Origin of the sequence: Methanolinea sp. (assembly GCA_030055515.1) — an archaeon.
GTDB lineage: Archaea > Halobacteriota > Methanomicrobia > Methanomicrobiales > Methanospirillaceae > Methanolinea_A.
Map to the genome: position 1 here is coordinate 106914 of JASFYI010000002.1, position 25272 is coordinate 132185.

The 25272-nt window shown below is 66.6% G+C and carries 27 protein-coding genes; 20 read left to right on the plus strand and 7 right to left on the minus strand.

Annotated elements, in window-relative coordinates:
- The first annotated feature begins 740 nt into the window (after positions 1 to 740).
- From QFX32_04715 to pdxT, 8 genes are all read left to right on the plus strand, one after another.
- Positions 741 to 2024, plus strand: coding sequence for an ORC1-type DNA replication protein (locus QFX32_04715; protein MDI9633343.1), 1284 nt, complete (start codon positions 741 to 743; stop codon positions 2022 to 2024).
- A gap of 7 nt (positions 2025 to 2031) precedes the next feature.
- Positions 2032 to 2523: an Lrp/AsnC family transcriptional regulator gene (locus QFX32_04720; GenBank protein MDI9633344.1), complete on the plus strand. Its 492-nt coding sequence runs from the start codon at positions 2032 to 2034 to the stop codon at positions 2521 to 2523.
- Positions 2524 to 2530: 7 nt separating this feature from the next.
- Positions 2531 to 3745, plus strand: coding sequence for an aminotransferase class I/II-fold pyridoxal phosphate-dependent enzyme (locus QFX32_04725; GenBank protein ID MDI9633345.1), 1215 nt, complete (start codon positions 2531 to 2533; stop codon positions 3743 to 3745).
- A 103-nt stretch (positions 3746 to 3848) separates the two neighbouring features.
- A complete protein-coding gene (locus QFX32_04730; GenBank protein MDI9633346.1) occupies positions 3849 to 4859 on the plus strand; it encodes an adenylosuccinate synthetase in 1011 nt (336 codons plus the stop codon).
- Complete coding sequence (locus QFX32_04735; protein ID MDI9633347.1) at positions 4856 to 5038, plus strand: methytransferase partner Trm112; 183 nt, start codon at positions 4856 to 4858, stop codon at positions 5036 to 5038. The genes QFX32_04730 and QFX32_04735 overlap by 4 nt, the downstream gene beginning before the upstream one ends.
- A gap of 94 nt (positions 5039 to 5132) precedes the next feature.
- Positions 5133 to 6056 carry an adenosylcobinamide-phosphate synthase CbiB gene (cbiB, locus tag QFX32_04740; protein MDI9633348.1) on the plus strand — a complete coding sequence of 308 codons (924 nt, stop codon included), beginning with the start codon at positions 5133 to 5135 and terminating at the stop codon, positions 6054 to 6056.
- 4 nt (positions 6057 to 6060) lie between these two features.
- Entirely contained in the window at positions 6061 to 6957 is an 897-nt protein-coding gene (gene pdxS, locus QFX32_04745; protein ID MDI9633349.1) for a pyridoxal 5'-phosphate synthase lyase subunit PdxS, read from the plus strand.
- Entirely contained in the window at positions 6947 to 7537 is a 591-nt protein-coding gene (gene pdxT / locus QFX32_04750; protein MDI9633350.1) for a pyridoxal 5'-phosphate synthase glutaminase subunit PdxT, read from the plus strand. The genes pdxS and pdxT overlap by 11 nt, the downstream gene beginning before the upstream one ends.
- A 210-nt stretch (positions 7538 to 7747) precedes the next feature.
- Here pdxT and QFX32_04755 read toward each other — a convergent pair whose 3' ends face one another.
- Positions 7748 to 9778 carry a sodium-translocating pyrophosphatase gene (locus QFX32_04755; GenBank protein ID MDI9633351.1) on the minus strand — a complete coding sequence of 677 codons (2031 nt, stop codon included), beginning with the start codon at positions 9776 to 9778 and terminating at the stop codon, positions 7748 to 7750.
- A gap of 95 nt (positions 9779 to 9873) precedes the next feature.
- Positions 9874 to 11271, minus strand: a complete 1398-nt coding sequence (locus QFX32_04760; GenBank protein ID MDI9633352.1) for a DNA-directed DNA polymerase II small subunit — start codon at positions 11269 to 11271, stop codon at positions 9874 to 9876.
- A gap of 115 nt (positions 11272 to 11386) precedes the next feature.
- Between QFX32_04760 and QFX32_04765 the strand changes: the two genes are divergently transcribed.
- Entirely contained in the window at positions 11387 to 12256 is an 870-nt protein-coding gene (locus tag QFX32_04765) for a S26 family signal peptidase (protein ID MDI9633353.1), read from the plus strand.
- 131 nt (positions 12257 to 12387) lie between these two features.
- On the opposite strand, the gene QFX32_04770 is transcribed toward QFX32_04765, so the two are convergent.
- Entirely contained in the window at positions 12388 to 12690 is a 303-nt protein-coding gene (locus QFX32_04770; protein MDI9633354.1) for a YunC family protein, read from the minus strand.
- Positions 12691 to 12771: 81 nt separating this feature from the next.
- Here QFX32_04770 and cofH point away from each other — a divergent pair, with 81 nt between their 5' ends.
- Complete coding sequence (gene cofH, locus QFX32_04775; GenBank protein MDI9633355.1) at positions 12772 to 13905, plus strand: 5-amino-6-(D-ribitylamino)uracil--L-tyrosine 4-hydroxyphenyl transferase CofH; 1134 nt, start codon at positions 12772 to 12774, stop codon at positions 13903 to 13905.
- A 56-nt stretch (positions 13906 to 13961) separates the two neighbouring features.
- On the opposite strand, the gene QFX32_04780 is transcribed toward cofH, so the two are convergent.
- From QFX32_04780 to QFX32_04790, 3 genes are read right to left on the minus strand one after another with little or no spacing between them, the layout of a single operon-like run.
- Positions 13962 to 14513 carry a flavodoxin family protein gene (locus tag QFX32_04780; GenBank protein MDI9633356.1) on the minus strand — a complete coding sequence of 184 codons (552 nt, stop codon included), beginning with the start codon at positions 14511 to 14513 and terminating at the stop codon, positions 13962 to 13964.
- A 3-nt stretch (positions 14514 to 14516) separates the two neighbouring features.
- Positions 14517 to 14996, minus strand: a complete 480-nt coding sequence (locus QFX32_04785) for a GIY-YIG nuclease family protein (GenBank protein ID MDI9633357.1) — start codon at positions 14994 to 14996, stop codon at positions 14517 to 14519.
- The gene (locus QFX32_04790) at positions 14959 to 15561 is read right to left on the minus strand and encodes an MBL fold metallo-hydrolase (GenBank protein ID MDI9633358.1); all 603 of its coding nucleotides are present in this window, start codon (positions 15559 to 15561) and stop codon (positions 14959 to 14961) included. The genes QFX32_04785 and QFX32_04790 overlap by 38 nt, the downstream gene beginning before the upstream one ends.
- A 28-nt stretch (positions 15562 to 15589) precedes the next feature.
- On the opposite strand from QFX32_04790, the gene thiC reads away from it, so the two are divergent.
- Positions 15590 to 16870, plus strand: coding sequence for a phosphomethylpyrimidine synthase ThiC (gene thiC / locus QFX32_04795; GenBank protein ID MDI9633359.1), 1281 nt, complete (start codon positions 15590 to 15592; stop codon positions 16868 to 16870).
- A gap of 43 nt (positions 16871 to 16913) precedes the next feature.
- Here thiC and purE read toward each other — a convergent pair whose 3' ends face one another.
- A complete protein-coding gene (gene purE, locus QFX32_04800) occupies positions 16914 to 17324 on the minus strand; it encodes a 5-(carboxyamino)imidazole ribonucleotide mutase (GenBank protein ID MDI9633360.1) in 411 nt (136 codons plus the stop codon).
- A 59-nt stretch (positions 17325 to 17383) separates the two neighbouring features.
- Between purE and QFX32_04805 the strand changes: the two genes are divergently transcribed.
- The 9 genes from QFX32_04805 (at position 17384) to QFX32_04845 (ending at position 25270) form a co-directional block, all read left to right on the plus strand.
- The gene (locus tag QFX32_04805; GenBank protein ID MDI9633361.1) at positions 17384 to 18514 is read left to right on the plus strand and encodes an alanine--glyoxylate aminotransferase family protein; all 1131 of its coding nucleotides are present in this window, start codon (positions 17384 to 17386) and stop codon (positions 18512 to 18514) included.
- Positions 18511 to 18972 carry a riboflavin synthase gene (ribC, locus tag QFX32_04810; GenBank protein MDI9633362.1) on the plus strand — a complete coding sequence of 154 codons (462 nt, stop codon included), beginning with the start codon at positions 18511 to 18513 and terminating at the stop codon, positions 18970 to 18972. The genes QFX32_04805 and ribC overlap by 4 nt, the downstream gene beginning before the upstream one ends.
- A gap of 62 nt (positions 18973 to 19034) precedes the next feature.
- Positions 19035 to 19442 (plus strand): 6,7-dimethyl-8-ribityllumazine synthase, encoded by a 408-nt coding sequence (gene ribH, locus QFX32_04815; protein ID MDI9633363.1) that lies wholly within the window; start codon positions 19035 to 19037, stop codon positions 19440 to 19442.
- Positions 19439 to 20572 (plus strand): pyridoxal phosphate-dependent aminotransferase, encoded by a 1134-nt coding sequence (locus QFX32_04820; GenBank protein ID MDI9633364.1) that lies wholly within the window; start codon positions 19439 to 19441, stop codon positions 20570 to 20572. The genes ribH and QFX32_04820 overlap by 4 nt, the downstream gene beginning before the upstream one ends.
- Before the next feature lie 209 nt (positions 20573 to 20781).
- A complete protein-coding gene (gene budA, locus QFX32_04825; protein ID MDI9633365.1) occupies positions 20782 to 21549 on the plus strand; it encodes an acetolactate decarboxylase in 768 nt (255 codons plus the stop codon).
- Between the two features lie 186 nt (positions 21550 to 21735).
- The gene (locus tag QFX32_04830) at positions 21736 to 22668 is read left to right on the plus strand and encodes a magnesium transporter CorA family protein (protein ID MDI9633366.1); all 933 of its coding nucleotides are present in this window, start codon (positions 21736 to 21738) and stop codon (positions 22666 to 22668) included.
- A 51-nt stretch (positions 22669 to 22719) separates the two neighbouring features.
- Positions 22720 to 23409, plus strand: coding sequence for a Yip1 family protein (locus QFX32_04835; protein ID MDI9633367.1), 690 nt, complete (start codon positions 22720 to 22722; stop codon positions 23407 to 23409).
- A gap of 5 nt (positions 23410 to 23414) precedes the next feature.
- Positions 23415 to 24584 carry a hypothetical protein gene (locus QFX32_04840; protein MDI9633368.1) on the plus strand — a complete coding sequence of 390 codons (1170 nt, stop codon included), beginning with the start codon at positions 23415 to 23417 and terminating at the stop codon, positions 24582 to 24584.
- Positions 24581 to 25270: an ABC transporter ATP-binding protein gene (locus tag QFX32_04845; GenBank protein ID MDI9633369.1), complete on the plus strand. Its 690-nt coding sequence runs from the start codon at positions 24581 to 24583 to the stop codon at positions 25268 to 25270. Before QFX32_04840 ends, QFX32_04845 begins: the two co-directional genes overlap by 4 nt.
- The last annotated feature ends 2 nt before the right edge of the window (positions 25271 to 25272 follow it).

The following is a 25272-nucleotide window of genomic DNA, read 5'->3' on the forward strand; positions in this document are numbered from 1 at the left end:
CTCCCCCTCGCGAACCCCTTCGTTTCCACTGGAAGGCAGCAGCCCCCGGTTCCCCCCGCGTGTGGTGCCCTCTCCGAGTGGAGACTTCCAGTGGAAACCCGCCGCCGCGTCATTCCCCAACGAACGGTTCTCCTCGCTGGACTCAATTCCCGTGACCCCGCGGTGTGCACCGGTGATTGGCCCGATGGCGATATCCTCCGCCCCGCGGGAATCGCCGGTGGTGCTCGGCCATTTGCTGAACGCACGTGTCTAAGAGGTGTATCGGTTCTGCACGGTGGTAGACGAGTGGGCGCGTTGCCCCGCTCCACGGGGCGGCACCCCTTCGTTTCCACTGGAGATGGGAACACGGGTCTCCCGCCAGTCGCCTGGGAATATTGGATACTATAGATGGTAGTACTCGGTGCAATGATTCCCACGGAGAACGGGTGGATCCTATGGGACCGCATGGCTCTGCCCATAAAATTTAGACAGGTTATTATACCATGAAATTGTTAGCTCCCGCTGAATAGTTCACTGAAAATGAACTTCACGACGTGAAGTTCATCCCATTTTCCAGTGGAAACAAGGGGGTCTCCCCCCCGCGCATCCCGGTGGCCTCTGTGATCATGGGAGAATACCCGCGCTCGCGGGACAGAATGGCAAATGAACTGCATTTCCAGGGGAAAAGGGAAGTTTATCACCGTTCCAAACAGGTGATTTTTTGAGGGTTGACGGGATATGATGATATCCCGGGGCATGGGATGTCTGACGACGCGAGCGCACCACTGGGTCTTTTCAAGAAATACCTCGAGACAAACAGGATCTTCAAGAACCGCGAGGTCCTCCGGCACTCTTACCGGCCCCAGTTTCTCCCGCACAGGCGTCCCCAGATAGACCAGGTCGCCGCGATCCTCGCCCCCGCACTCCGGCACGAGACGCCCTCAAACATCCTCATCTACGGCAAGACGGGCACGGGCAAGACCGCCGTCGTCCGGTACGTGGGGGCCGAGCTCGAGGCCGCCGGGGCGCACATGGGCACGGTCTGCAGGGTCGTCCACCTCAACTGCGAGGTCATCGACACCCAGTACAGGGTCCTCGCGCAGATCTCCAAGACGCTCCTTGGGGAGGACGAGACCGGGAGCGACAGGACGAGGCCCCACATCCCCATGACAGGGTGGCCGACGGACCAGGTCTACACCGAGCTCAAGAACCAGCTTGAGAACATGGGGGGCGTCCTCGTGATCGTCCTCGACGAGATCGACAAGCTCGTCAAGAAGAGCGGCGACGAGACGCTCTACAACCTCTCCCGGATCAACTCCGACCTGAAGAGGTCGAAGGTGAGCATGATAGGGATCTCAAACGACCTCTCCTTCAAGGACTTCCTCGACCCCCGCGTCCTCTCCTCGCTCTCCGAGGAGGAACTCGTCTTTCCCCCCTACAATGCCCCCCAGCTCTGCGACATCCTCACGCAGCGCGCGGAGATGGCGTTCAACGACGGGGTCCTCGATGAAGGCGTCATCCCCCTCTGCGCCGCGCTCGCCGCGCAGGAACACGGGGACGCGCGCAGGGCGCTTGACCTCCTGCGGGTCTCCGGCGAGATCGCCGAGAGGGAGGAGGCCGACAGGGTGACCGAGGCCCACGTGAAGATGGCGCAGGCAAAGATAGAGACGGACTCGATGCTCGAGTGCATCGCCACGCTCCCGATGCAGAGCAAGGTCGTGCTCTACGCGATGCTCCTCCTCGACCAGATGGGCCACACGATCTTCACGAGCGGCGAGGTGAGCAGGATCTACAAGGAGATCGCCCCCGAGCTCGACCTCGACGTCCTCACGCACCGGAGGATCACCGACCTCATCTCGGAGCTGAACATGCTCGGTGTCATCAACACCCGCGTGGTGAGCCGGGGGAGGTACGGGAGGACAAAGGAGATGTGGTTCGATACGAATACACGGAAACTGTGGGAAGTGATCACCTCGGATGCCCGCCTCGACGCCCACCGGTTCACAAAGAAGAACATCCATTGGTCACAAAACCTCTTTAGGTGAACCACCCATGGACGAGAAAGACCTCCTCCTCCTCCAGCTCCTCGAGGAGAACAGCCGCCTGACCACCGAGGACCTCGCCGTCATGGCCGAGATGGCCCCGGAGGAGGTGGCGGCACGGGTCGAGAACCTCGAGAAGTCGGGGGTGATCCTGAGCTACACCGCGGTGATCGACTGGGAGAAGGCCGGGAACGGCGGGGTGTCTGCCATCATCGACCTGAAGGTGAACCCCGAGCGCGACTTCGGGTACGATCGGATCGCCCAGCGCATCGCCCGTTTCCGGCAGGTGCGGTCGCTTCGGCTCATCACGGGGGCGTACGACCTCCAGCTCATCGTGACGGGCAAGACCATGCAGGAGGTCGCCCGGTTCGTGTCCGAGTACATCGCCCCGATGGACAGGATCCGGGAGACCGCGACGCACATCATCATGAAGAGCTACAAGGAGAACGGCCGGACCTTCTCCGGGAAGGAAGAGGGCGAACGCATCCCCTACTCCCTGTGAGGCAACGATGAGGGACTTTGTCTCGAGGAGGGCGAGGGAGATACCCCCTTCCGGGATCCGCAGGTTCTTTGACCTCGCCCTCACCATGGAGGAGGTCATCTCGCTCGGGGTGGGGGAACCCGACTTCTCCACGCCGTGGAACATCTGCGAGGCGAGCATCTACTCCATCGAGCAGGGGAACACGTCCTACACCCCGAACCGCGGGATAAAGCCGCTGCGCGAGGCGCTCTCGCGCTGGCTCGCGGACCACTACCAGCTCTCGTACGACCCGGAGACCGAGATGATCATCACGACGGGCGTCTCGGAGGGACTCGACATCGCGATCAGGGCGGTCGTGGACCCGGGCGACGAGGTCCTCGTCGCGGAGCCCTGCTACGTCTCCTACTCCCCGTGCGTGACGCTCGCGGGGGGGCGCCCGGTTCCCGTCCCGTGCGTGGAGGAGGACGGGTTTAAACTCAACCCTGACAGGCTCGTGGAGAAGGTCTCCGCGAAGAGCAAGGCCCTCGTGATGAACTTCCCGAATAACCCGACGGGCGCCGTGATGCGGAGGGAGGATCTCAAGGGTGTCGCGGACGTCGTCTGCGACCACGACCTCCTCCTCATCAGCGACGAGGTGTACTCCGAGCTCACGTACACCGGAACGCACGTCGCGGCGGCGACCGTGGGGGACCTCGCGGAGCGGACCATCACCCTGAACGGGTTCTCGAAGGCGTACGCGATGACGGGCTGGAGGATAGGCTACCTGTGCGCGCCGGAGCCCATCTGCGACGCTGCGCTGAAGATCCACCAGTACGTGATGCTCTGCGCCCCGGTCATGGGGCAGGTCGCCGCGCTCGAGGGGATACGGAGGGGAGAGGAGGAGAAGGACAGGATGGTCCGGGAGTACAGGGTGCGCAGGAACCTCTTCGTCGAGGGCCTCAACCGCATCGGCCTGCGGTGTCACCGCCCCGAGGGCGCATTCTACGCGTTCCCCTCGGTCGAGGATACCGGGCTCTCGGACCAGGAATTCGCCGAGCAGCTCCTGCTCGAGGAACACGTGGCAGTCGTCCCGGGCAACGTCTTTGGGACCGGCGGGGAAGGACACGTCCGGTGCGCGTACGCGGTCTCGCGCGAGAACCTCGCGCAGGCCCTCCAGCGGATGGAGAGGTTCGTCTCGGGGAGGGAGTGGGAGGCCCGCCCTCCCCTCGCCCGCGCGGCCGGCCGGGTGCCGGGCCGCCACTAGGTGCGGTCGTCCCTGCACAGGGGAGAGGACCCCGCGGGCCGGGACCCGCGGGTCCACGATAGGATTTTATCCGGTCTCCGGGGTTATAGTACATGGTTGTACCATGAGCTGCACCATAGTCGTGGGCGGTTTTTTTGGTGACGAGGGGAAGGGAAAGATAGTCGCGCACCTCGCGTACCGCGACCACCCCACCATCATCTCGCGGGGAGGGGTGGGGCCGAACGCGGGGCACACGGTGAAGGTGGGCGAGAAGGAGTACGGCGTGCGGATGGTCCCCTCCGGGTTCGTGTACCCGGGCGCACGCCTCATGATCGGGACGGGTGTCCTCGTCGACCCGGCGGTCTTCTCGCGCGAGGTGGAGATGCTCGGCGTCTCGGGGAGGATATTCGTGGACAACAGGTGCGCCATCATCGAGCAGGGCCACGTGGAGAGGGACAGGTCAAGCGCCCATCTCGCGAAGACCATCGGGAGCACGGGGAGCGGGTGTGGCCCGGCGAATGCAGACCGCGTCCTCCGCGTGGCGAAGCTCGCGAGGGACGTCCCCGAGCTCGCCCCGTACCTCGCGGACGTCCCCTACGAGATCAATACCGCCCTCGACCGTGGTGAGAACGTCCTCCTCGAGGGGACGCAGGGATTCGGGATCTCGCTCTACTACGGGACGTACCCGTACGTGACGAGCAAGGACACGTCGGCGTCGCAGGTCGCCGCGGACAACGGCGTCGGGCCCACCCGCGTGGACGAGGTCGTCGTCGTCTTCAAGGCCTACCCGACGAGGGTGGGGGAGGGGCCGTTCTCGACCGAGATGGACCGCGAGGTCTCCGACCGCCTCGGGATAAGGGAGTTTGGGACCGTGACGCACAGGCAGAGGAGGATCGGCCAGTGGGACGGGAAGATGGCACGGTACTCCGCGATGGTGAACGGCTGCACGCAGGCGGCGATCACGGGGATAGACCGGGTGGACAGGGAGTGTTTCGGGGTGACGGAGTACGGGAAGCTCACGAAAAAGGCCCGCGACTTCATCGAGCAGGCAGAGCAGGACATCGGGCGCCCGATCACGCTCATCTCGACCGGCCCGGACGTCTCGCAGGTCATCGACATCAGGGGTGAAGTGTGAGGCGCTCGCTCCTCCCGATCCTCTGCTGCCCTGTCTGCAAGGGGGACCTCACGCTCCACGTCAGGGTCGAGGACGAGAACGAGATCCTCGAGGGGGTCCTCCACTGTCCCGCCTGTTCCGTGGATTACCCGATAGAGGACGGGATCCCCGACCTCCTCCCGAGGGAAGGGAAGTCCTGACCGGGCAACCGCGCCGTGTCCCGGCCCGGGATGATCGCGCGCCGCCGCGTGCCGCAAGAGGGTCTGTCCTGAGGTTTCCCCGCCGATTCCGCCCATGCTCCTTTCGCGCGCCGCCACGATCCCGCTCGCCCTCCTCGTCGACAGGGTGACCGGCGACCCCCGCTCGCGGTTCCACCCCGTCGCCCTCCTCGGGAGGTTCATCGCGCTGTGGGGGGATCCCCGCCACTATCCCCGCGGATTCCAGAGGGCCGCGGGGGCCGCCATGTGGGGGGTGACGGCAGCGCTCTTCTCCGCACCGTTCCTCCTCGCCGAGGTCCTCCTCCCGGGGCTCTCCGTCCTGCTCGTCTCCCCCTTCCTCCTCAAGGTCTGCCTCGCGTGGCGTTCGCTCGAGGAGCATGCCGGGGAAGTGGAGCGGGCGCTCTCCGCGGGCATCGAGAGGGGGAGGGAGCAGGTGAGGTACATGGTGAGCAGGGAGACGCGCGACCTCACGGAGGAGCAGGTCAGGTCGGCCGCCTACGAGTCGCTCGCGGAGAACGTCGTGGACAGCGTCGTATCCCCCCTCTTCTACTACGCCCTCCTCGGCCTCCCGGGCGCCGCGGTCTACCGCGCGGCAAACACGATGGACGCGATGCTCGGCTACCGCGACGAGAGGGAAAGGATCGGCTGGTTTTCGGCGCGGGCCGACGACGTCCTGAATTACGTCCCTGCCCGCCTCGCGGCTGCAGTCCTCCTCGCGTACTTCGCGGCGAGGGGACGGTTCCGGCCGGCGTGGGAGTGCCTCCGGCGCGACGGGAAGAAGCGTCCCGGCTTCAACGGGGGCCTGCCCATGGCGGCCATCGCGGGGGGGTGCGGCATCCGCTTCGAGAAGCCCGGAGCGTACACGATCGGGCCGGGGGGGAGGCCTCTCGTAGAGGCCTCGGCCGATATCATCGCCGCGTCACGCGCCTGCATCGCGGGGAGCGCCCTCCTCGCGGTGGCGATACCAATATTTTTGGGTCTCGCGGTCCAATTCATATAGACATATGAAGCTCGAGGAATTGAGGCACGGCACCGAGCTCCTGAAACGCGGCTTCGCATCCATGCAGAAGGGAGGGGTGATCATGGATGTGGTCAACGCGGAACAGGCGCGCATCGCCGAGGAGGCCGGGGCCGTCGCGGTCATGGCACTCGAACGCGTCCCCGCGGACATCAGGAAGGCGGGGGGCGTTGCCCGCATGGCAGACCCTGCCATCATCCTCGAGATCATGGACGCGGTCTCCATCCCCGTGATGGCGAAGGTCCGGATCGGCCACTTCGTCGAGGCCCAGATCCTCGAGGCGATCGGCGTCGACATGATCGACGAGAGCGAGGTCCTGACCCCGGCAGACGAGGAGTACCACATCGACAAGAAGGCATTCTCGGTCCCCTTCGTCTGCGGGGCGCGTGACCTCGGCGAGGCGCTCCGCCGGATCCACGAGGGCGCGGCGATGATACGGACGAAGGGGGAGGCGGGGACCGGCAACGTCGTCGAGGCCGTCCGCCACATGCGCAACATCATGGGCGAGATACGGGCGCTGCAGGGCAAGACCCCGCAGGAGATCGTGGCGAGGGCAAGGGAGCTCGAGGCACCCCCCGACCTCCTCCTCGAGACGGTGAGGATGGGCCGGCTGCCGGTCGTCAACTTCTCCGCGGGCGGGATCGCGACGCCTGCGGACGCCGCCCTGATGATGCAGATGGGGGCAGACGGCGTCTTCGTGGGGTCAGGGATATTCCACTCGAGCAACCCGGAGAGGATGGCGCGCGCGATCGTCGAGGCGGTCACCCACTACGACGACCCGGTGGTGCTCGCCGAGGTGAGCAAGGGGCTGGGCCAGCCCATGAAGGGGATCGACGTCCATACCCTCCGCGAGGAAGAGGTGCTCCAGTACCGTGGGCGTTAGACTCGGGGTGCTGGCCCTCCAGGGGGACGTGAGCGAGCACATCCGGGGGTTCGAACGGGCACTCCGGGACGCGGGTATCCCGGACGGGACCGTCGTTCCCGTGCGGAGGCCCAGCGACCTCGGGGGGCTCTGCGGCATCGCGATCCCGGGCGGGGAGTCCACGACCATCTCCCGGCTCATCGAGAAGAACGGGCTCTTCGACCCCCTCGCCCACTTCGACGGCGGGGTGTTCGCGACGTGCGCCGGGATGGTGCTCGCCGCGACGCGGGTGGACGACCCCCGCGTGAGGCCGCTCGGCCTCATCGAGATGACGGTGAGGCGGAACGCCTTCGGCCGCCAGAGGGAGTCATTCGAGGCCGATATCCCGGTCAGCGGGCTCGACCGCCCCTACCGCGCGTACTTCATCAGGGCACCGGTGGCAACCGGCGTCGGCCCCGGCGTCGAGGTCCTCGCGCGGGTCGACGAGGGGATCGTCGCCGTGAGGAAGGGCAAGCACGTCGCGCTCTCGTTCCACCCCGAGCTCGGGGAGGACACGAGGGTCCACGGGATTTTCCTCGAGGGCCTCGGGATACTGGAGTGACTCCCGGTCGCTGGAAATCCGCTCATTTTCTGGTTTCCATCGTCTGGTCGATGATCGTGTAGCTCTCCCCGGAGAGGGAGGTGACCGTCACGACGACGCGGTCTTCTCTTCTCCTTTATTGTGTTTTTCACCGCGTGGAGGGTGAGAGCTTGGGAAATCTCGGTATTGCCTGATTCGAAAAGAGTTCCCTCGCCCGGGAAAAAAAGATGTTTACCCGATGAACAACGGCGCGAAGACCACCGAGACGATGGCCATCAGCTTGAGGAGGATGTTGAGGGCAGGTCCCGCCGTGTCCTTGAACGGGTCGCCGACCGTGTCCCCGGTGACCGCCGCCTTGTGCGCGGCAGAGCCCTTCCCGCCGAGATGGCCCTGCTCGATGTACTTCTTCGCGTTGTCCCACGCGCCGCCCGTGTTTGCCATCATCACGGCCACGATGAAGCCGCTCGCGATCGACCCGACGAGCAGGCCGGCAAGCGCGTGCGTGCCGAGGACGAGGCCGACGAGGAGCGGCGCGGCGATCGCGAGCATTCCCGGGGCGACCATCTGCCGGAGGGCGGCATTCGTGGAGATCGTGATGCAGGCCCCGTAGTCAGGGTCCGCCTTCCTCTCCATGAGGCCGGGGATCTCCTTGAACTGGCGCCGGACCTCCTGGACAATGAATCCCGCGGCCTTCCCCACGGCCGTCATCGCGAAGGAGCAGAAAAGGAACGGGAGCATGGCGCCGATCAGGACGCCGACGAAGACGACCGGCTCGAGCATGTTCACGATCTCGAGCTTCACCGCCTGCGAGTACGCCGCGAAGAGTCCCAGCGCGGTGAGCGCGGCCCCGCCGATCGCGAAGCCCTTCCCTATAGCGGCTGTGGTGTTCCCGACGGCGTCCAGCGTGTCGGTGATCCCGCGCACCTCCTTGGGCTGGTGGGACATCTCGGCGATCCCTCCCGCGTTGTCCGCGACGGGCCCGTACGCGTCGACCGAGAGCGTGATCCCGAGGGTCGCGAGCATCCCGACACCGGCGATCGCGACGCCGTAGAGCCCTGCCTGCTGGGCCGCGACCAGGATGGCGGTGACCACGATCACGACGGGGAAGAGAGTGCTCTCGAACCCGACGGCAAGGCCGGTGATGATGTTCGTCGCGGCACCGGTCTCGCTCGCCCGCGCGATCCGCTGGGTGGGCGACCGCTCGTACGACGTGTAGAACTCGGTCACGAGCCCTATGAGGAATCCCGCGACGAGACCGGCGACGGTCGCGACGAACACGCCGAGGTACTGGGGCCCGAGGAGCGTCGTCACGAGGTAGTACACGGCCGCCACGGTGAGGAGGAGGCTCACGAATGTCCCGGTATTGAATGCCTTGTGGATCGCGCCGCTCTCGTTCTTCTCGCTCCGCACGAAGAAGCTCCCGATGATGGACGCGATGATCCCGAGGGCCGCGATCATCATCGGCAGGAGGATGAGGTTGAGGGATTCGACTCCCACGAACCGGGCTGCCGCGACTGCAGAAACCCCCATCAGCATCGTCGCGACGATCGACCCCACGTAGGACTCGTAGAGGTCGGCGCCCATCCCCGCGATGTCCCCCACGTTGTCCCCCACGTTGTCCGCGATGACCGCCGGGTTCCTCGGGTCGTCCTCCGGGATGCCCGCCTCTATCTTCCCGACGAGGTCGGCACCGACGTCCGCGGCCTTCGTGAATATTCCGCCGCCGACGCGTGCGAAGAGGGCGATGGAACTCGCACCGAGCGAGAAGCCGGAGAGGATGCTGACGATCTCGGGGAGGTCGAGGGGCGTGAGGGCAGAGAGGCCAAGGAAGAGGACGGAGAGCCCGAGGAGTCCGAGCCCAACGACTGTCAGTCCCATCACGGTCCCGGAGGCATAAGAGACCCGGAATGCCCGCGCCATCCCCTCGCGCGCGGCGTTCGTCGTCCGGACGTTGGCCATCGTGGCCGCCGACATCCCGATGAACCCCGCGGTCGCGGAGAGGGTCGCACCCACGACGAACGCGAGTGAAGTGAGGGGGTGGATCCCGGGGATGAGGTACAGCACGAGGGCGAGGGCAGTCACGAAGACAGCGATCGCCTTGTACTGGTTCTTCAGGTACACCATCGACCCCAGCCGGATCGCACCGGCGATCTTCTGCATCAGCTCTGTCCCTGTGCCCTCCCGCTTCATGAGGAAGAACGAGTACCCGGCAAAGACGAGGCCGAGAATGGCACAGGCAGGAACAATCAGGATCATATCCATACAGTCGAACCTCCGGAAAATTCTCGTGAATCTCTACGCACTCTCTCGTTGCGCCTGAGATCAATTGGTCGCCGGGGATAAAAAGCAGGCTGATATCAGGTGAAGTCGAGGAGCCGGTACCCGAGCGTCTGGAGGTCGAGGAGGACTGCCTTCCCGGGCGTGGGAGTGATGTTCACCTGTTTCTGGAACGTCGTCTGGCCCTGCCACGTCCCGGCGTTGACGCAGAGGACCCCCCTGTACTCCGCGACGCCCGCGATGTGGATGTGGCCGCAGTGGAGAACCTCGGGGATAGGGTCGATGACGAGCGCGTCCTCCCTCCCCGGCGCGAGCGGGGTCCTCTTCCCGTAGGTGGGCGCGAGGTGGCGCCTCTGGAGCATGCCGACCATGACGGGCGCGGCATTCTCGTAGCTCGCCCCCGGGAGCATGCCGATGTAATCATCGAGCGACCTCCCGTGGTACATGAGGACCCTCACCCCCTGGAGGCTGACCATCGCGGGGTTCTCGACGAGGATGCAGTTTTTCGGGAATTTCGCGGCGAATTCGGGGGGGATCGCGGGCTGCGGCTCTGCCTGCCGGACGACGTCGTGGTTGCCGGGGGAGACGACGATCTTCATCCTCCGGGGGAGGTCCCGGAGCATCGACCCGAGGACCTCGTACTGCTCGTGGATGTTCTTGATCGTGAGTTCCCGCTCCTGGTTCGGGTAGACCCCGATCCCGTCGACGAGGTCCCCCGCGACGAGGAGGTACGAGACCTCCGCGTCCGCGAGCCAGTCGGCGAAGCGGTTCCAGGTCTCCTCGAGGAAGGTGTTGCTCCCCACGTGGATGTCCGAGATCAGGACCGCCTGGCCCGGCCTCTCGCTCCTGAACGGCGCGTGCGAGAGGGGGATATCGGGCCGGAAGAGCTGCTCGGCGAAGAAGAGGCGGCCGTCGGAGGAGAGCGTCCCCCGGACACCGATCACCTCGTCGGGGACGAGCGTCTCGGCATCGGCATACTGGGGCCTGTCCTTGTGGAAGAGGACCTGGATGGAGGACGTCGGGTCCTCCACCTCCACCATCCGGTGGCCGTTCGCCGTCTGCCTGTTCTCGACGACGAGGCCCATGATGGAGCAGACCTCCTGCCGGTACCGGGCACCCTTCTTCAGCGCCTCTATGGGCATCGGGGCCATCCTCGCGCGGATGCACTCGCCGAGGCGCATGTACCGGTCGCGGAAGTACGCGGCGTAATCCGCGACTCCCGCGGCACCGCGGGATGTCCCCGCCGCGCCCCTGATTACCTCGCACTCCGGGTCGGTGAGGAACCGGTTCCCGTCGCGCTCCTGGGAGAAACCGGGGATGTGCCGGACGGAGACCACGACGGTATCGCCGGGCACGTTCGCGATGATCCGGTCGATGAGGCCGGGGTCGTCCTTCTCCGCGATGTAGCGCACGACCTCCGGGTGGACCTGGAGTTTCGTCTGGAGGAAGCGCTGGACGATCGTCGCCGCATCGAGCATCGATCATATATCGGCAAACCCCGATATTGGGTTTTCCTCTCCCCCGGCCGCGGGATACGGGGCCCCTTCCAATCCATTATCATGGGGCGGGGAGAAACATCTCAGGGTCCTTGGGATGCCGCGACAGGGAGAGTCCGGGGAGGAACCCGGCTGGATCCAGAAGTTTCTCTCGAGCGAGAACCCGTGGATCTCGCTCGCCCGCGAGCTCGCGTGGGTGGCCGGAGTCGTGGGAGGGATTGCCCTCGCCCTCTTCCTCGTCTCGGGCACGTGGCCGGCGGTCGTCACGATCGAGTCAGAGAGCATGGTCCCCCACATGCACGTGGGGGACCTCGTCTTCGTGGTGAGTGCCGACCGGTTCGGCGAACTCCAGACGTGGGAGACCGGGAAGGCAACGGGGTACACGAAGTTCGGCGACTACGGGGACATCCTCATCTACCGGCCGAACGACGCCCCCAACCCGCCGGTCTCCATCCCGTTCGTCACGCGGGGGGTCCACCCGATCATCCACAGGGCGATGGAGAGGGTCGAGGAGGGCGAGCCCATCCCGAAGTACTTCAACCTCTACCGCGGCCAGGCGACCCCCGCCGAGTACGTCCCCGCGACCATCCGGAATAACAGCCTCGTCCTTTCGGACGGAACGGTGGTCACCCGCGAGAACGCGGATCCCCGCGTGGGGTACGTCGTCTCGACGGGCCTGAAGAGCCCCCACGCCGGGTACATCACGAAGGGGGACAACAACCTCGTGAGCGACCAGGCAGGGTTCCTCTCCTCCGTCTCGGGCGAGGTCATCATGCCCGTCCGGGATGACTGGGTCGTGGGAAAGGCCCTCTTCTCGGTCCCCCTCCTCGGGTACCTCCCCCTCCACATCGTCCCTGTCGCAATCATCCTCATCGCGCTCATGGTCATCTGGGAGTACTACGCGAGGAAGAAGGAGGGGGAGCCCGGCAGGGCCCAGGGGAAACCGCGGGGGAAGAAGAGGGGGTGAGGGGGCCCCGGGACCTCCGGGCGGGACACGGGGGTATCACTCCCGTCCCGCGGGAAAATCCTGGCTTGCGGGTACAATCCGGGTGGGGATTTTTTCCAAGCCGCAGCGGTCCCCCGCGCCGCGACTTCCCTTCACGAGAGGATGTCGAGGGCCTCTTTCCCGGTCATCCCCTCCCGGACTCCCAGCCTCCGGGCGCTTTCGTTCGCCTCCTTCACGATCCCGGCGAGGAGGTCGCCGACCGAAGAGATCGACGGCCCGGAGGATGGCCGGACACGCGCCGCGGGGTACCCGAACCTGTCGAGCGCCGCGACGTCCACGGCGCCGCACCCGACCATCCCTTTCTTCGCGACCACGCCGACGAGGTTCACGGGCCCGAGGGGGATCACGAAACCCTCGCCCGCCGAGTTCCTCAAGGGGACACGCTCCGTCTCCATGTCCAGTTGTAGGGAAGGCGAACAGAAGAATCCCTCGTGGTGGGTTTTATATACTGCACGTTCCCAGTCTGTTGAGAAGGGATGTCCCCCGATAGCATGCCCGTCCCCCGGCACCTCGAGGGGAGGGAGCTTGCGACCCTCCTCGACGACGTGCTCGGCGGGTACAGGCTCTCCGTCGGAGAGGCGGCAGCCCTCTTCCGGGTGACGGGGAGGGACGTCTGGCGGGTCGCGGAGGCCGCCGACGAGAAGAGGTCCCGCGTGGTGGGCGACGTCGTCACGTACGTGCGGAACCAGAACATCAACGTCACCAACCTCTGCGTCAACTCCTGCGGGTTCTGCGGTTTCTCGCGGAAACCGGGGGACCCGGACGCCTACTTCTACTCCCTCGAGACCGTTAGGAGGAAGGCTGCAGAGGCCCTCGCGCGGAACGTGACGGAGATCTGCACGGTCTCCGGCCTCCACCCCGATTTTGACGCGGGGTCCTACGTGGCTATCCTCTCGGCCATCAGGGAGGGGGCGCCCGGCGTGCACATCCACGCGAGCAACCCGATGGAGGTCGCGTACGGGGCGAGGAAGAGCGGGATATCGACCGCGGAGATGCTCAGGATGATGAAGGACGCGGGCCTCGGCTCCCTCTGCGGGACGGCCGCGGAGATCCTCGTCGACGAGGTGCGGAAGGTCATCTGCCCGGGGAAGATCCCGAGCGCGGAGTGGGAGAGGATCATCAGGGAGGCGCACGGCCTCGGGATCCCATCCACGGCGACGATCATGTACGGGCACTGCGAGACCGAGGAGGACAGGGCCCGGCACCTCGGGATCCTGCGCAGGATACAGGACGAGACGGGGGGGTTCACGGAGTTCGTCCCCTTGAGTTACATCCACCACAAGACGCCCCTCTACAGGGGGGGCCTCGCGCGTGCGGGCGCGACGGGGCGGGAGGACATCCTCATGATCGCGGTGGGCCGCCTCTTCCTCGACAACATCCCGCACGTGCAGGTCTCGTGGGTGAAGCTCGGCGTGAAGATGGCAGAGCTCGGCCTCCTCTCGGGGGGAGACGACCTCGGGGGCACGATGTTTGAGGAGAGCATCTCGAAGGGGGCGGGGGCGAGCGGCACGGATTACCTCGACCCCGCCGAAATGCGGCGGATCGCGGAGGATGCCGGGCGGACGCTCCGGCAGAGGACGACCCTCTACGCGACACTCCCGGACAGGTAAGGGACAGGGAGAGTCCCCGGACCCGCGGCTGGCCGTGGGAAAAAATACGGGATTTTTCAATCGGGAGGCTTGAGGAGCTGCACTATCTTCTCCCCGAGTTCGTGCGCCCGCTTGAGCCCCCGTTTGTCCTTCTCGATGTCCCCCTCGAGGTAGCCCCTGCCCTTCACCCACCCGAGGTACGAGAACTCGTGGGAGTTGAGGAACCCCTCGAGCGTCTCGATGGTCCTGTCACCCCCCTTGTTCGCGCAGACCGCGACCGCGACCGCCTTCCGGCCGGCAAGCTTCCTCTTGTGGTAGAGGGAGTAGCTCCTGTCGATGAAGTTCTTGAGGTGCCCGGAGACGTCGTAGTAGTACGTGGGGGAGCCGATGACGAGGACCTCGCATTCGAGGACCTTCTCCATGATCCCGCTCCAGTCGTCGTTCTTCACGACGCACCAGTCGTGCTCCTTGCACTTCTCGCACCCAAGGCAGGGCTTTATCTCCTTCCCGGCGAGCGAGATGAACTCGGTCTCTATCCCCGCCCTCTCGCACGGCTCGAGCACGGCCCTTATCAGGCGCGCGGTGTTCCCGTTCTTCCGCATGCTCCCCGAGAGTCCAAGGACACTCATGGTCTAACTGTCACCCTTCGGGGTTTTGATGTTTTTGCTCAGGACGGGGAGGGAGAGCGCGCGCGCGGCCTTGCCGATCGATTCCCCGGGATCGGCGGGCGAGAAGAAGAGGTGGGACCGGCACCTGCAGTCGCTGCACCCGAATCCCGGGACCGGCTCGCCGGGGAGGAGGGATGCGATGCGGCACTCCGCGCGGACGCGGGCCGGAAAGCAGTACACCGCCCGCAGCGAGAACGAGGGGCTGCAGAGGAGGTAATCGATGTGCCACCGCGTGCGCCCCTCCCCCCTCTCCGCGAGCCTCACGTGCCGGGCCACCCGCGAGAGTCCCGCCGGGCCGAGCGCCGAGCCGACGTACACGTAGTACCCCGCCGGGAACAGGACCTCCCCGAGGGCACCCACCCTCACCGTGCAGCCGTCGCAGGAGAGGACGAGGCAGTAGGTCCCCTCACTCGCGTGTGACGCGGAGGAGTTCCCGCGCGGCAAGGACGTGCCGCCTCCCGCCCCTCTCCACGGGGGACCCGTGGCCCGGGTAGAGCCCCTCGACGTCGAGCGCGGAGAGTTTCTCGAGAGAGCTCTCGAGCGCCGCCCTGCTCCCGCCGGGGAAGTCGTACCTCCCGAAACCGCCGTCCGCAAAGACGGTGTCCCCCGAGATGAGTGCGCCCTCCTCCTCGTGGAGGAGGCAGATGCTGCCCGGCGTGTGCCCGGGCGTGTGGATGACGAGGAGGTCGCCGACGCGGTCCCCCTCCGAGAGGACGCGGTCCGGGGGGCGCATCGGTGCCCGCGCACCGAAGTGGAGCGAGAGGGAGAGGGCATCGCTCGTGAGTCCGGGGGCATCCTCCCGGTGGATGTGCACGCGGGCCCTGCACATCCGCGCGATCGCGTCGACGTGCGCGATGTGGTCGTAGTGGCAGTGGGTGAGGACGATGTCGTGGATGGACGCCCTGTACTTCTCGAGCGCTGTCGGGAGGACGCCGGCATCCACGAGGACGTGGCCGACGAGGTACGAGTTGCCGAGGAACCCCCCGCCGGGAATCCACCGGACTGGCATGGTAGAATAATTAGGGTCTCCCACCAAGATGTCTGTTATGCCCAGTCTCATCCGCGAGTGCCTCTCGGGGGTCCCCGGGCTGGTGGAGGAGGTGGCGAGGAGGGAGGGGATCAACCCCCGTGTCGCCGCCCGGTCCGTGGCGAGGGGGAGACTGGTGATCCCGGCGAATCCCTCCCGCGAGCACAGGGTGTGCGGGATCGGCGAGGGGTGCAGGGTGAAGGTGAACGTGAACGTCGGGACCTCGGGGCCCGTGTGCGACATCGGGCTCGAGGAGGCGAAGGCGAGGGCAGCCATCGAGAACGGCGCCGACACCCTGATGGACCTCTCGACCGGGGGCGACCTTCGCGCAGTCCGCAGGATGGTCCTCTCCCTCGGCGTCCCGGTCGGGACCGTCCCCATCTACGAGGCCGTCCGCCGCGCGGGGAACGCCGCCGACGTGGACGCAGACCTCCTCTTCTCGGTGATAAGGGAGCACTGCAGGGACGGGGTGGACTTCATGACCCTCCACTGCGGGGTGAACAGGGAGGCACTCGCCGCGCTCCGGTCCGACCCGCGGATCATGCCCGTCGTCTCGAGGGGCGGGGCGTTCCACGTCGCGATGATGGTCCAGACCGGGGAGGAGAACCCCCTGTACGCCGAGTTCGACTACCTCCTCGAGATCCTCCTCGAGCACGGCGTCGTCGCGAGCCTTGGGGACGGGATGCGGCCGGGATGCCTCCAGGACGCGGAGAGGCACGCGAAGACCGTCGAGTACCTGACCCTCGGGAGGCTTGCCGCTCGCGCCCTCGAGGCGGGCGTGCAGCGGATGATCGAGGGCCCGGGGCACATCCCGCTCCCCCAGGTCCCCTGCAACGTCCGCACCATCAAGGAGCTCTCGGACGACGCACCACTTTACCTGCTCGGGCCCATCGTGACGGACATCGCCCCGGGGTACGACCACGTCGTCTCAGCGATCGGCGGCGCGGTTGCCGCGATGCACGGCGCGGACTTCCTCTGCATGGTCTCGCCGAGCGAGCACCTCGCGCTGCCCAAGGTGGAGGACATCGTCGAGGGGACGAGGGTCGCGCGGATCGCGGCGCACGTCGGGGACATCTCGAGGCACAGGGAGGGTTTCAAGGCGGCGAGGGAACTCCAGATGGCCGAGGCGAGGCAGAGGCTCGACTGGGAGTCCATGTTCTCCCTCGCCCTCTTCGGCGACCACGCGCGGGAGATCCACGGCCGCGACGGCGAGATCGAGACCTGCACGATATGCGGGGAGCTCTGCGCCGTGCGGCTCGTGAGGGAGCTGTTCGGGAAGAAGGGAGGGTAGGACCCCCGGCCGAGCATTTCGCCCGCGGGGACCGGGGCCCTCCTCACCCCGGGGACCGGCGTTCCCCGAGGAGCGAGAGGATACGGATCGCGAGGAGGGCCGCGTTCTCCCCGTTGTCCACGCCGACGCACGCGACCGGGACGCCCTTTGGCATCTGGACGATCGAGAGGAGGGCATCCAGCCCCCCGAGGAGCTTCCCGCTCACGGGGACCCCGATGACGGGCCGCTTCGTCCGGGCCGCGACGGCGCCGGGGAGGGCAGCGGAGAGCCCGGCGACCGCGATGAAGACCTTGCAGTCGCAGCCGCGGACGTACTCGTCGAGGAGCTCGGGGTCCCTGTGGGCCGAGATGACGCGGGCCTCCCACGAGATGCCGTGCGCGTTGAGGACCTCCGTGACCTTCTGGACGACCGCCGCGTCAGAGGCCGACCCGGAGAGAATCGAGACGTCGACCATGGGAATTCGCCATCCACACTTATATGCCCGGGTTGTAAAAATACTAGTGGGCTGGTTTTATGGAAAAAGAACCTCTCCTGATGCTCCCGGGACCCGTGCCCGTTCCGGAGCGGGTCCGCGCGGCGATGGTCAGGCAGGCCATCAACCACCGGGGACCGGAGTTCTCGGCCGCGTACGCGGACTGCGTGCGCATCCTCAAGTCGGCTTTCGGGACGGCAAACGACCTCTTCGTGATAAGCGGGTCGGGGACGGCGGCGATGGAGGCCGCGGTGGGCAATTTCGCGAGGGGGAGGAAGATCGCCTGCCTCGTGAACGGGAAATTCGGGGAACGGCTCCAGAAGATCGCGCAGCGGTACGGGACCGTGACCGAGATCGCGTCCCCGTGGGGAACCCCCCTCGACCTCGGGCGGCTTGAAGAGGCCCTCGGCGCGGGCGCGGAGGTCGTCACACTCGTCCACAACGAGACATCGGCGGGCATCAAGAACCCCGCCGAGAAGGTCGGGAGGCTCTGCAGGAGGCACGACGCCCTCCTCGTCATGGACGGCATCACGTCGGTCGGGGGGGACGAGGTGAGGGCGGACGAGTGGGGCGTGGACGTCCTCGTGACGGGGTCCCAGAAGTGCCTCGCGGCGCCGGCAGGCCTCTCCGCGATCTCGGTGAGCGCGAGGGCGTGGGAGAGGATGACCGAGCCGCGGCCGTTCTACCTTGACCTCGCGGCGTACAGGAAGAGCGCGGCGGGGAAGATCATGGAGACGCCGTACACCCCGGCCGTCCCCCTCTTCCTCGCCCTCCGCGAGGCCTGCCTCCTCATCGAGGAGGAGGGGCTCGCCGCCCGCATCGCCCGGCACAGGCGCCTCGCGGACGCCGTGAGGGCCGCGGCGAGGGCGTGGGGCATCTCCCTCTTCCCGAGGCTGGACGCGGACCACGCGTACTCGAACACCGTGACCGCCCTCTCCTACCCGCCGGGCGTGGATGACAGCGCGTTCCGCGCGGCGGTCAAGAAGATGGGGATAGAGGTCGCGGGCGGGCAGGACCACCTCAAGGGGAAGATCTTCCGGATCGGGACGATGGGCGCGGTGGGCGCGCCCGAGATCCTCGCGACGCTCGCGGCGGTCCAGTTCGCCCTCCGCAGGAATGGTTTTGCACCCGAGGGCGACGGGGTGATGGCGGCGGCAGAGGTCCTCGGATGAAGATCGGGATCGCGGACACGACATTTGCCCGGGTGAACATGGGGAGCATCGCGATCGACGAGATCCGCCGCCACGCGAGCGTCGCCGTCGAGCGGGTCACGGTGCCCGGCATCAAGGACCTCCCGGTCGCGTGCAAGAAGCTCATCGAGGAGAGGAAGTGCGACATCGTGATCGCCCTCGGGATGCCGGGGGGGAAGGAGAAGGACAGGATGTGCGCGCACGAGGCCTCCCTCGGCCTGATCGCGTGCCAGCTCATGACGAACACGCACGTCATCGAGGTCTTCGTCCACGAGGACGAGGCCTCCGACGAGCGCGAGCTCGCGTGGCTCGCGGAGAGGAGGACGCGGGAGCACGCGGTCAACGCGGTGAAACTCCTGCTCCGGCCCGGGGACCTCGTCAGGGAGGCGGGGACGGGCCAGAGGCAGGGGTTCCCGGACGCGGGGCCGGCCCGGCCGTGACGGCCCGCGGGACGGGATACGGTTATCACTCCGCAGAATCGAGATAGTGAGAGGAGAAGAGAATGGGAATCCGCCTTGGTTTCGTGGTCTCGGAGTTCAACCGGGACATCACATACATGATGGAAGTGGAAGCGCGGGAGCACGCTGAATTCCTCGGCGCGGAGGTCGTCGAGTGCCGGTACGTCCCCGGGACGTACGACATCCCCCTCGCCGTGAAGAAGATGCTGAAAGCAGGGGGAGTGGACGCCGTCGTCACCATCGGGTGCGTGATCGAGGGCGCGACGCAGCACGACGAGATCGTCGTCCAGCACGCCGCGAGGAAGATCATCGACCTCTCGCTCGAGTTCGAGAAACCCGTGACCCTCGGGATCTCGGGTCCGGGCATGACGCGGCTCGAGGCCCACGAGCGCATCGACTACGCGAAGAGGGCGGTCGAGTCCGCGGTCAAGATGGTCCAGAGATTGGGATGAGGGAGCTCTCCCGCAAGCTCGCAGGGATACCCCCCTCGGCGACGATCGAGATCTCGAACCTCGCGCGGCAGATGGAGAAGAGGGGGATCCCGGTCATCTCGCTCTCCATCGGGGAACCGGACTTTGACACCCCCCGCCACATCAAGGACGCCTGCATAAAGGCCCTCCTCGACGGCGAGACCCATTACGCCCCGAGCAACGGCATCCCCGAGCTCCTCGAGGCCATCGCGGCAAAGATAGCGAGGGAGAACGGTTTTTCGTGCACGCCGGACGAGGTCATCGTGACGTGTGGGGCAAAGGACGCGATCTACGACGCGATGGAGGCTGTCCTGAACCCGGGCGAGGAGGTGATCATCCTCGACCCCGCGTGGGTCTCGTACGAGCCCTGCGTCGTGATCGCGGGGGGAAAGCCGGTCCACCACTCCCTCGACCAGGAGACGTTCCAGGTCGACGACAGCATCCTCGAGCGCGTCTCGCCCCGGACGAAGATGGTCATCGTGAACACGCCGTCGAACCCAAGCGGCGCGGTCCTCGACAGGAAGTCGCTCTCCCTCATCGCGGACATGTGCGCGGACTACGACCTCATCGCCCTCTCCGACGAGATATACGAGAAGCTCACCTACGGGAAACCCCACGTCTCCCTCGCGTCGATCGGGGACATGGCCGAGAGGACGATCACGGTGAACGGGTTCTCGAAGGCCTACGCGATGACCGGGTGGAGGCTCGGGTACGCCGTTGCCCCCCTCCCCATCATCCGGCAGATGTCGAAGGTCCAGCAGCACTCCGTGAGCCACCCGACGACGTTCGCGATGTACGGGGGCGTCGCGGCCCTCACGTCCGACCAGTCGTGCGTGGAGGAGATGAGGAGGGAGTTCCAGAGGAGGCGCGACTTCCTCGCGGGGGAACTCCGGCTGATGGGGTACAGGACCGCACCCGCGGACGGTGCCTTCTACGTCTTCGTCCGCGTGGAGGGTGACGACATGGAGGTCGCGCGGCGCTGGCTCGAGGACCTCCACATCGCCGTCACCCCCGGGAGCGCGTTCCACGCGCCGGGCTGGGAGAGGATCTCGTACGCGACCTCGATGGCAAACCTCGAGGAGGCGGTCCGCAGGTTCCGCCGGGCCTCCTGACCCTCCCGCGACGCCGGGAGTGGGCCACGCGCGGTGCACTGCGGGGGAAAGACCACGGAGTCCCCCCCCCGCGTTCGCGAGGCGCGCGGGTGACGGGAGGGGAGCACGGGGGAGAGTGCCGGCAGGCAGAGAGGGATTGATGGATCGGAAAATGCAGGGGGCTCGGCAGATATGGTGAGGGAATGGTCGTGCATCCTCCTCTGTGCGGCATGCATCGCGGGAGGCCTTGCTGCGGGGTTTCTCTGGGCGAGTGCGGGGAGTGCGGGGCCGACAGGGACACACTCTTCCAGGTCTCCACGATCGGGGCGCTCATGGAGGGCGACTACCGTGGCCACGTGACGTTTGGGGAGCTGAAAGGACACGGGGACTTCGGGATCGGGACGTTCGAGGCCCTCGACGGGGAGATGGTCGCGGTCGACGGGAGGTACTGGCAGGTCACTGCGGACGGGTGCGTCCACCCCGTGACGGACGGGATGGAAACACCGTTCGCGGCGGTCACGTTCTTCGAGCCCGACATCGCCTTCACCATCCCGCGGGCGGAGAACTACAGCGACTTTTCGCGGCAGGTGAGAGAGGCCCTCCCCTCGGAGAACATGACGTACGCCGTCAGGGTCAGGGGCGAGTTCCTCCGCGTGCTGGCACGGAGCGTTCCCCGGCAGGGGGAACCGTACCCCCGCCTCGCCGACGCGGTGAAGAACCAGTCGGTCTTCCCGATCAACGGGACGAGGGGGGTCGCGGCAGGGTTCTACGTGCCGGAGTACGCGGGCGCGCTCAACGTCCCGGGATTCCACCTCCACTACATCGCGGACGACGGGACGAGGGGCGGGCACGTCCTCGACCTCTCGGCGGAAGGCGTGACCGTCGAGCTGGACGAGACACCGCGGTTCTGCCTTATTCTCGGGGGAGACGGCGGGGATGGGGGGAAGATCCCCCCTCCCGTTCGAGGAGAAGTTGAAAGAATCGAAAAAAGCGGTTGATTGGCCGAAAAATTCTCTCTCTCCCTCCCGTTCGGGCAAGGATCGAAAGATATTTTGTGTTTTGGGCGAAAAGACGAGGGAGGGAAGCATTCGGGGGCGACCGCCGCCGAGGAGCCGGATTCGGGGCCGCGTGCCGGGGGTGGCGGGAGAGGGGAATCCCGTGAGCCGCAACGGACGGTGGTGCGGGTGAGGACGATATACCGCGAGACGCAGGGGAGGCTGGAAGAGATCGGGACGCACGAGGAGGGCACGTGGATCAACCTCGTCAACCCCACGCCCGCCGAGATCGAGGAGACCGTCTCGTGGTTCCAGATCCCCCCAGATTTCCTGACCGACCCCCTCGACGTCGACGAGCGGGCCCGCGTGGAACGGGAGGAGGGGAGCATCCTCATCGTCCTGCGCACGCCCCACCGCGAACCCCCCGGGGCCGACATCCCCTACACCACTCTCCCGCTCGGGATCATCCTCACGCACAACGTGACGATCACCGTCTGCCTCACCGAGGTCGATCTCATCGCCGAGTTCCTCGAGGGGAAGGTGAGGAATTTCTCTCCCGCGAAACAGGGGAGGTTCGTCCTCCTCCTCTTCTACAGGAACACGCTCCTCTACATGCGGTACCTCCGGGACATCAACAGGATGACGGCGCAGGTCGAGCGGGCGCTCTACCGCGCGCTGAAGAACGAGGAGCTCATCCACCTCCTGAACCTCGAAAAAAGCCTCGTGTACTTCGTCACGTCGCTCCGGTCCAACGCCCTCATGCTCGAGAAGTTCAACGCGATCGCCTGCATCCGGATGAGCGAGGAAGACAGGGACCTCTTCGAGGACATGGTCATCGAGAACAAGCAGGCCCTCGAGATGGCCAACATCTACTCGAGCATCCTCTCGGACATGATGGACGCGTTCGCGTCGGTCATCTCGAACAACCTCAACGTCATCATGAAGCTCCTCACGACCGTCACGATCATCCTCATGATCCCGACACTTGTCGCGAGCGTGTACGGGATGAACGTCGAGCTCCCGTTCCAGCACACCCCATACGCGTTCCTCTTCACGATGGTCGTCTCCTTCATCCTCTCCGCGATAGGAATCGTCATCTTCTGGCGCAAGGAACTCATCTGAGCCCGCGGGATCCGGGAAAGCGCATATACGGGTGGAACGCGAGTACGTACCATGAAATCCGTCGCCGACCTCCTGTTCTCGCCGGGGCGCTTCTTTGCCGAGGGAGAGGGGAGAGAGCCGGGTCTCCTCGTGCCCGGCCTGATCGCGGTGGCCGGGGCATCCGTCTCGGCACTCGCCGCGTACGCGATGTCCCCCCTCTACCGGGAGATGTTCGCACCCGCGGGTGCGGGGGAAGAGATGGGCATGGTCATCGGGGTGGCCGGGGCAGTCGGCGCGTTCGCGTTCTTCATCCTCGTCTGGTGGGTCCTCATGGCCTGCGCGTTCCACGTCGTCTCCATCCCCCTCGGGGGGCAGGGGAAGTTCTCCGGCACCCTCGCGGCGACGGGGTACGGGCTCCTGCCCGTTGTCGTGGGGAACGCCATCTCCTTCGCCGTGCTCCTCGCCACGCTCCCCTCCATCGCCGTGCCGGCCGTGAGGAACGTCCGAGACCCTTCAATCGTGCAGGAGGCAATCGCCGGGCTCCAGAGGGACCCCGCGATGCAGCAGTACACGCTCGCTGCCACGGTGATCTCGGTCATATTCCTCGCGTGGAGTGCGAATATCTGGATCTTCGGCGTGGGACACGCCCGGAAACTCAAGACGAGGGACGCGGTCGTCACGGTCCTCGTGCCGGCGGGCATCATGGCCGCGTTTTCCATCGGCTCCTACGTGACAGGGGCCCTCGCGGCCGGGGGGTCGTAGGGAGCATGCCGCGCGCCGCCACTGCCGCCGCCATCGCCGTCGCCGTCACCCTCCTCCTCGCCGTCCCGCTCGCGGCCGCCGCCGAGCAGGTGCAGGCGGGGACCACGGGCGCCGCGCAGGTGATGGTCACGAACGTCACCGTCAGCCCCGAGGTCTTCATGCCGGGCGATTCCGGCACGATCACGGTGGAGGTCGTGAACAACGGGGCCCAAAGCGTCGCGATACGCCGGGCGACGCTCTACGACGAGAAGATCCGCGTCGCGTCGCTCCCGTACGAGACCACGATGTACCTCGGCGCGGGGAACAGGATGCGTTTCACCTTCACGGTGAGGGCTTCCGTCCCCGAGGGGATCTACTACCCGGTCTTCTCGCTCGACTTCCGCGACGCGGGCTACCTCCGGTACCCCGTGAAGCTCCGCGTCCAGGACCAGCCCCTCGCGCTCGCGGTCCTCTCGAAGCCCGACGTCTTCGAGGGGGAGAAGAGGGAGAAGGTCGAGATCCTCGTGGGGAACCCCCGCGACAACACCCTCTCCGGGATCACGGTCACCCCCACGGGGGAGGGGATCGACGCGACCCCCTCGCAGGCGTTCGTCGGGTCGCTCGCCCCCGACCAGTCCCAGAAGGTCACGTTCCTGGTCACGCCCCGGTCCTCGGCGACGCTCGAGTTCCGCGCCGACTACTACAACGGGATCAACCCCCACACCGAGGCGATCAGGGTCCCGGTCACCGTGGGGAGGAGCAAGCTCCGCGCCGAGCCGGTCATCTCGAACGTCCGCGTGGAGAGGTCGGGCACGACCTACACGCTCACGGGTGACGTCACGAACGCGGGCCTCGAGCCCGCAAACGCCGTGATCGTCACGGTGGGGGAGGGGGCGGTCCCCCGGGACCCCTACCGGCAGTACGTCGTGGGGACGCTCCAGCCCGACGATTTCGCCGGTTTCGAGGTGACATTCTCGGCCGCGGGCAACGAGACCCGCGTCCCCGTCGTGGTCACCCACAAGGATACCGACGGGAACACCTACACCACGGTCTTCCCCGTCGACCTCCCGGCCGCCGGGTCCCGCGCGGAGGGGGAGGGCCCGGGGCAGGGATTCCCGTACCTTGTCGCGGGAGTGATCGCGGCGTCCGCGGCGGTCGTCTGCGGGGCGGTGTGGTATTCCTGGAGAAGGCGATGAGCGGGGGAGGGGCACGTGACCCGGTCATCAGGTTCCGGGACGTGACCAAGGTCTACCCGCTCCCGGCCGGCGACGTGGTCGCGCTCGACCACGTGACCCTCGACGTCGAGCCCGGGGACTTCATCGCGGTCATGGGACCTTCCGGGTCGGGCAAGTCGACCCTCCTCAACCTCATGGGCTGCATGGACACCCCCACCTCCGGGTACCTCGGGATCAAGGGCAGGGACGTGGGGAGCATGTCCGACGACGAGCTCACGGTCCTCCGCAGGGACCACATCGGGTTCATCTTCCAGCAGTTCAACCTCATCCCCCTCCTCACGGCGCTCGAGAACGTGGCGTACCCCTACGTCCTGAAGACCGGGATCCGCGACTGCACCGCGCACTGCGCGGAAGTCCTCAGGGCAATGGACCTCGACCCGTCCCTCTACTCGCACAGGCCGGCGGAGCTCTCGGGGGGGCAGCAGCAGCGCGTCGCGATCGCCCGCGCCCTCGTGAACGATCCCGAGATCCTCCTCGCCGACGAGCCGACGGGGAACCTCGACACGCGGACGGGCTCGGCCATCATGGAACTCCTCAAGGAGCTGAACGAGGACCGCGGGAAGACCATCGTCATGGTCACCCACGACCCGAACGTCGCCCGGTTCGCCCACCGGACGATACGGCTCGTGGACGGGAGGATCGCGTGAGC